8 protein-coding genes and 1 pseudogene are annotated in these 7,449 nt (G+C 35.0%); all 9 read right to left on the bottom strand.

What is annotated here, in order from left to right:
* Positions 1–201 precede the first annotated feature (201 nt).
* Complete coding sequence (locus tag R3333_RS10795) at positions 202–564, bottom strand: nuclear transport factor 2 family protein (RefSeq protein WP_318958806.1); 363 nt, start codon at positions 562–564, stop codon at positions 202–204.
* Positions 565–687: 123 nt separating this feature from the next.
* A pseudogene (locus tag R3333_RS10790) lies at positions 688–1,560 on the bottom strand (cation diffusion facilitator family transporter).
* Between the two features lie 33 nt (positions 1,561–1,593).
* Positions 1,594–2,127, bottom strand: a complete 534-nt coding sequence (locus R3333_RS10785; protein WP_318958805.1) for a hypothetical protein — start codon at positions 2,125–2,127, stop codon at positions 1,594–1,596.
* Positions 2,128–2,147: 20 nt separating this feature from the next.
* Entirely contained in the window at positions 2,148–2,972 is an 825-nt protein-coding gene (locus R3333_RS10780; RefSeq protein WP_318958804.1) for an SDR family NAD(P)-dependent oxidoreductase, read from the bottom strand.
* A gap of 149 nt (positions 2,973–3,121) precedes the next feature.
* Entirely contained in the window at positions 3,122–3,709 is a 588-nt protein-coding gene (locus R3333_RS10775) for a hypothetical protein (protein WP_318958803.1), read from the bottom strand.
* Between the two features lie 68 nt (positions 3,710–3,777).
* Positions 3,778–5,100: an APC family permease gene (locus R3333_RS10770; protein ID WP_318958802.1), complete on the bottom strand. Its 1,323-nt coding sequence runs from the start codon at positions 5,098–5,100 to the stop codon at positions 3,778–3,780.
* 87 nt (positions 5,101–5,187) lie between these two features.
* Complete coding sequence (rsgA, locus tag R3333_RS10765; RefSeq protein ID WP_318958801.1) at positions 5,188–6,252, bottom strand: ribosome small subunit-dependent GTPase A; 1,065 nt, start codon at positions 6,250–6,252, stop codon at positions 5,188–5,190.
* Between the two features lie 160 nt (positions 6,253–6,412).
* Positions 6,413–7,024 (bottom strand): hypothetical protein, encoded by a 612-nt coding sequence (locus R3333_RS10760; protein ID WP_318958800.1) that lies wholly within the window; start codon positions 7,022–7,024, stop codon positions 6,413–6,415.
* Positions 7,025–7,069: 45 nt separating this feature from the next.
* Positions 7,070–7,449, bottom strand: a 380-nt coding sequence (locus tag R3333_RS10755; protein ID WP_318958799.1) for a Crp/Fnr family transcriptional regulator, incomplete at its 5' end; no start/stop codon positions are given.

Here is a 7,449-nt window from a genome sequence, read left to right as displayed (position 1 = left end):
TGCATAGCCTTAAAAATAACTATAATTTTAAAGGGATAGAAAGAAATGGTGATGTTTTATCGTTGGTAGACAAACGATTACAGGAGGAGGCGATGATAGGTGCTTACCAACTTATTCATATCTCCATTCCATCTTTAGACACCAAAAAAGGGTGAGAGATAACCGAAAATTAAGTAAAGATCTATCTCTTTAGCGTTCGTTTTAAGTGTAGTTTTCGATTTGTCGTTCTTCACGAATTTCACCGATATGGTAATAGGACACAATTTCTTTAATGAGACCATCCTTTACATAATACCATTCACTCACCTCCAAGGAAAAACCTTCTCCTTGTTTTGCGATATAACGCACGCAGGCTTTGTTTTTCACATAGATAGAGTCTTGGATTTCAAACGTTTGATTACAGAATTTTTCTTCATTCTCCTTCACCAAGTCAAGATATGCTTGTTTTCCCTGAATAGATCCAAATGGACTGGTGTGTTTAAAGTTTTCGGATATGGGTAAGTTCAAATAATCACCTTTTTCCCATTTGTCGAACCATCCTTGTACTAACTGTTCTATGTTCATTTTATCGTTTAATTGAGTTGCGCATAATGGCAATAGCCAAGTAAAGCATTTTCATTGAAAATTTTGTACAGTTAATTTTTGTTCTTTATTTCTGGTAATATCCCCAAGGTTGAGGGCTGATTATCATGAATCGTTGGGTTCAATGTGAATTAATACATGTCCCAAATTTGGTATTTCTTTTCTCAAATGGTCTTTTAATTGATGTGAAATGTGGTGCCCATCCTTCACCGAAATTTTACCGTCAACGATTGCGTGTAAATCCACGTGGTATTTCATTCCAGCTTTTCGAATAAAGCATTTTTCAGTTCCAACTATACCTTCTACTTTTTTTGATTCTTTCCGAATTTCATCCAATAAGTCATCGTACAGATGTTCATCCATAATTTCACCCAATGCAGGTCTGAAAATTAAATAACTATTGTACAAAATAAGGGTCGAAGCGATTAATGCAGCCCAATCATCGGCGGTTTCATATCCTTCTCCAAAAATTAATGCAATAGAAATTCCAACAAACGCCATTATCGAAGTTATCGCATCACTTCTATGGTGCCAGGCGTCCGCCTTAAGCGACGAACTATTGGTTTCTTTACTTTTTTTGAGCACCCATCTGAAAGACACTTCTTTCCATATGATTATAGCACCGAGTACGAGTAATGTCCACGGTTTAGGAACTTTATGGGGCGTTCGTATATTTTGTATGCTCTCATAGGCAATAATGGTTGCCGAGGTGACAAGAAAAGCGACAACTAAAAAGGTGATAAGTGGTTCTATTTTTCCATGACCGTAGGGGTGATTTTCATCCGCCGGTCGTTTTGCATATTTTAAACCGAAAAGAACGAGTAACTAGGAAAAGATGTCTGTGGTTGATTCTATGGCGTCGGCAATGAGGGCGTAGGAGTTACCAAAGAACCCCGCAAGTCCTTTAATTAAAGCCAAACCGATGTTTCCAATTATGCTAAAATAAGTAGTTCGAATTGCTGTTTGTTCGTTATTCATTCAATGATTTAAAATTATAGCTAGACTATCTTTTCAGCCTGTTTTACGCATTGTTAAAATGATTTTCATTTTAACGAATATTCCATAAAGCAGAATTAAATAAGTACCGATGGACAAAATCCATTTCAAACTTGTAATGATAGAGCCGAATGATATTATTTCATCATTTAATATACCAGCGGTGAGGTACTCTTTTATAATCAATGACTCGAAAATATTTTCTGTCCAGTCTGTAAGCATATGTAAAATTGGGACTAACAATAAAATTGTTTTGGGTTTAAAGAAATAAATGATCCAGAACGAGTACATCAAAGTATATATGATGGGGAAAATACCATCCCAGATTCTTAAAAAACTTAAGTAACAGGTTAGCTGTTCATTTGACCTTTTTTCCAAGAAACCGAAGACGTCCGTAGTAGTATAATCAAAAGATAATCCCAATGAATTAATACCTTCTTCTGTTTTAAAACATTGGCTGAAGTGACCTAAAACAAACTGTGCATAGATAGTCATCAGGATCGTTGTACATACAGCTAAAATTAGATATTGTTTTTTTGTTAGTCTCATTTCTGGCTTTGTAAACACTTTTAATTCAAATATTCCTTCAATACCTTCCACAGTCTTTCACCAACCTTCATATCATAGGAGTAGGAAGAAGTTGGTGTTACAGCGCAATTCGCATAGCATTCACCTGACGTCAATAGTTTTGGGTCTTGGTCAATAAGGAAAATATGGGTTTTTGCCCCTTTGTGTTTAGGTTTTCCAAACAACTTAAAAATGCTTCTTGAAAACCATCCGGCGCTACGTCCTAGCTGCGTGTTTACCATTCCAGGATGTACACAGTAGAAAGAAATCCCCTTGAATTCATCTTGTTGCGAAAACCATCTAGTTAACATGAGAACAGCAAGTTTAGATTGTCGATAGCATTTATAACCAGAGAAATTTGTTCTAAATTCTAGATCCTCAAAATTGATTGTACCCTGATGCAATCCAGACGTTGTGAATAAAACTTTAGACTGATTGTTTTTAGGAACAAGGTGTATCAATTTTTCGAAAATCATGAGATGTGATAGGACATTTACTTGTAAGGTTTCTTCAATATTATCCTCTGTTTCTTTGAATTGAAAATTCCAAAGCCCGGCATTTAAAATAAGTATATCAATGGATGCGGCAATTGAACCCACCTCTTCGCAAGCTTTAAGTGTAGAAGACTTTGAAGCTAAATCACAAAGTATGGGGTGTACATTCACGTTCGGATTCAATTTTCGCAGGTGGTTTTTCGTGTTTGTTAATTTTTCTTGAGAACGCCCCAGCATATATAAGGAATATCCCTGTTGCGCCAAATGTTCAGCTATTGCAGAGCCAATCCCTGATGTGGCACCCGTTATGAGAGCTGTTTTTGAGTTTTGCATTCTTTCTTATGCTTTTAGCAATGGGGAGTTGCGGGTTTGAGAACTCAATTTAGTGAATAAAACCCAAATTGAAAATTCCCTAATGTTTGCAGAAGTAGGAGGGAAGGAGCAATTATTTATGGCTGTTGTTGTAGAGTGTTCGTTTTCATTTATCCAAATACAATCCATCCTGAAGCAATAATAATGATTGCCAGTGTGAGAACACAGCCTTTTCCTGATTGTTTAGGTTGAACACTTGGATTAGGTTGAATCGTCTTTGTTAAATCAAATTCGGTCGAGTTTATCTTATATTCATCAAATTCTAATTCTAGATTATTGAGAGCCTTGTATGCTTCACCAACCGCAAATCCCAATTTGTATGAAGTCGTTTCTCCTTGAAAAGTTGCATGCACGTTATCTCCCTCCTCATCTATATCTGAGACGTATAGCATGACTCTTTGATTTGTTTGGTTCTGAGGCAATCCATCCACACGATCAACTGTCCAAAATCCTCTGACTTGGGCTTTATAGTCTTTGACTTCAGGGTAATGTAGATAGTTCACAAAGTATTTGAACCTTTCAAAATCGGGTCGAAAAGAGAAATTAATGATGAAGGAGTTTTGATTTTTGTTCGATTCGAATATTTCAATTCCCTTCGAGAATTCAACATCAGCATAAAGGTTGGACATGGCTTGAACTGCTTCAATTACCTTTTCTCTGGCAATTCCTTCGATGTATATGTATTCTTTCGTATTCATTTTCTATGCTCTATGGTATGTATATTGTTTCGTAGAATCCTACAGGGTGCAATACGCTATATACCTTGTTATGTTCTTTTTTCTTTTCTATCGTTTTTCCTAGCGTATATCCACGCCCCAAATCCTAAAACTGCATATAAAATAATAATTGCAATCATCTGCTCCCATTTGTTTGTGAATTCGTAATACAAAATGAGTATTCCGCTAATTCCTAAACCTAAAATTGATGATACCGTCAGAAACCCAGAAGAATTAGTTTTATTTCGGAGTTTATAGTTGGCCACTGCCATTAATAGAGACACTAACAGAAATGTGATACTCCCAAATTCAAGTATTAATTCAAGACCGCCAATTAAAATTAGAATACTTGCCATTGCTGCCATCCCTATAATTGCATTTTGCGGACTATTATTTTTTCTAATTGCTAACCAGCTTGGAAAATAACCATCTTTCGCAACTACAGCCATTTGTCTTGATGAGCCAAAAACAGTTCCACTAATTGCACTACTTGTTGCTAGAATGGCACCAAGAATAACAAGGTTTGTTCCGAGTTTTCCCAGTACATTTCCAGCACCTGCTGCAAGTGCATATTCTTTATTTTTTATAATTTCTTCTGTTGGAATGGCGAATAATGCTCCTAGAGAAATTACCACATATATAAGTATTGCTAAACTTATTGCGGCATATATGGCTCTTGGAATATTCTTTTCAGGATTTGTCATCTCAGAAATTGCATTGATTACCAACTGAAATCCTTCATAGGCAACAAATGTAACTGAAGCAACTATAAGAATTGAAAAAACACTTGAATTTTCAGCATCTATAGTCATATTTTCCATAAATGTTCCAAAGTCAGTTTTACCATGTTGCATTAATACAAACGAAATAATTGTAAGCACAATAAGTTTTGTATACACCATGAAATCTTCAATTTTTCCCATGCCATTAACACTCCATATATTGATAAGAGTGAATATTCCAATAACTCCAATAGCGATGATTTTTCGAATCCAAACATTGTCTGCAAAATCAGTACTACTGATAGCATAAGAAGAAAAAGTATAAGCGTATAGAGCAAGTGTACTTATATAACCAAAAATGATAAACCAACCAATTGCAGATGCTGAAAAATGGGAGTTTGGGTAGGTTCTTTTGTAGAAAGAATATGTTGCGCCTTCATCTCGATAATACAATCCTAATTTTACGTAGGAGTAGGCAGCAAGGGATGCTATCAACCCACCAATGATTATGGCAATAGGTGTTAAGTTGCCAATCATTGAAACGGAAATTCCAAGGATGGTAAAAATTCCACCACCCACCATTCCTCCTAAAGCAATGGCAATGAGTTCTGCTAATCCTAAATTTTTATTTCTTTTTCTGTGCTGTGTCATTGATTTTCCTCTTAGATATTTTTATTGAGTACAACGGTTTGACTATACCTCGTGTCTAGAAGGGCAATACGTTTAGGTTAGTTTTGCTTAGTTCTTTTTGTATTTACTTTTTTTGTAATTCTTTATCATTTTTCCAAAATCCTTGTCTTTCATGCGTTTTTCAGCAACCGTTGATTCAAAGTGCTCTTTTTCGCGTTCCATTTTCAAGAAGTTTTCGTAGGATGACTTGTCTAATTCGCCATTTTCAACAGCTTTTAATACTGCACAGCCTACTTCGGTGGTATGGGTACAATCTTTAAATTTACAGCCTTTGGACAATTCAATTATTGTCCCGAATGTAATTTCTAATCCATCCTTAGAATCTGTAATTCCAACTTCTCTCATTCCTGGATTGTCTATTAGAATCCCACCCTTTTCGAGCACTAATAATTCACGGTGAGTTGTAACATGTCTTCCTTTGTTCGTACTTGTACTAATCGCATTGGTTTTCATCATTTGTTTACCTGATAAGTTATTCAATAAGGTAGATTTTCCAACTCCTGATGATCCTAACAAACAATAGGTTTTACCTTTTTGAATACTCTCCGTGAGTTTTTCAATTCCCTTTTGAGACGCATTACTAATAGGGGTTATTGGGACTTCTTTTATCCTTTCTTGAACTTTACTTACCAACTCTGATAATTTGTTATTACTGATCAAATCAATCTTAGTGAGAATGATAATAGGTTTTACGTTCGAAGTATTACAAATGGTCAAATATCTTTCAATTCTGTTAATGTTAAAATCCCTGTCAACAGCTTGAACAATGAAGGCATAATCAATATTTGTGGCTATGATTTGTTTTTCTCCTTGTTTCCCCACGGCTTGTCTTTCAATAATCGTTTTTCTTGGGTAGACAGAATGAATCAGTACTTTGTTTTCGTCATATTCTGAGATAGCAACCCAGTCACCAACTGCGGGAAAATCAGACCTATCATGTGCAGTGAATCGCAAGTTTCCGATTATTTCCCCCTCATATTCTTGTTCAGGGGTTTTCACAACGTATCTTTCCTTGTGTTCTGAGATAACTCGTCCCACTCCAAAAGCATCCAGATTTTGGTCTTTTCTGTAGTTTTCTAATTCTAAATTATATCCTAAATCCTCAAGGGTCATTTTATCTTCTTTTGTATTGAGTACTATGGATGGATATATGAAACGTTTAGCATTTCAAAGCAACTTCCTATAAAACCATTACAACATATATTAAATGTACTACATTTAAATTTAGCACTTTCTGCCAAATGTTTTGACAATCATGTTGTGGGTTCGTTTTTTATTTTCCAATTAACACATTGTACTCTTTTGGGAGTTCAACACCTGTTAAGCCATTTGTCAATCCATAAAAAATTACCAATGTTAATAACACGCCTATGATCAGAATTACTTTTGATTGTTGTCTTATTGATAATCCCAAAATCTCCTTTTTCATTTTCTGATAATGAATCGCAGAAACGTGCCCAAAGAACGAAATGATTGCAAGTCCGTAATACGGTATAAAGAATAGATTAAAGGGGAATGTATTCAGACCAGCAACTCCAAAATAGAAATTTGTATCAAGATGTAAAATATATCGTCCTACGAACACTGCTCCAACATGAATCATTAGGAAAAAAGCCAAGTATAATCCTGTCCATATTTGTAATCTCACGTAGTTGTTATAGACGGATTTATCTTTTGAAAAAATCAGTTTTATACCTGAAATGATTTGAAGAATCACTGCAATTAAAAGTATTGTTTCTACAAATACATTTCTATAAACAGGCCTTATATGATTCATCAATTCTATGTGAATTTCGGCTCCAAAAACACTGGCGAAATGATTGATTAAATGTAGTCCTATAAACAGTGTTATCGTCAATCCAGAAAAGTAATGTAGATGTTTCATTTTTTTCTGACAAATTTCGATAAAGCACATGGTAGTTCATTTGATCTATGTCAAATTCGGTTTCTTTGGGTTTCTAATTCTACTCAGGGTTTCAAGAGTGATACCCAAATAGGAAGCAATATGCGTAAGCGGTATTTTATTTGTGATATTAGGGTGAATTGCTAAAATGTTTTCATATTTCTGTTCTGCCGTTTGAAATTGGATAGATGCTAATCGTTTTTGTTGATTCAACATTGTCTTAGTGACTATAACTCTTATTAAATGCTCAAAGTCATGGTGTTTAGCAGATAACTTGTCAAGTTGCTCTCTAGTGAATTCTATGAGTACTGAATCCTCAAGTAGTTCTATAAAGTGAGGACTAGGTTGATTCGTAAAGAAGCTAACTATTGAACTAATAAAATCATTTTCAAATGCAAACCAATCGG

The organism is Lishizhenia sp. (genome assembly GCF_033720595.1).
Lineage (GTDB): Bacteria > Bacteroidota > Bacteroidia > Flavobacteriales_D > Crocinitomicaceae > Lishizhenia.
Note: the sequence above shows the minus strand (reverse complement) of the source record. Positions and strands in the feature narration are given on the sequence as shown.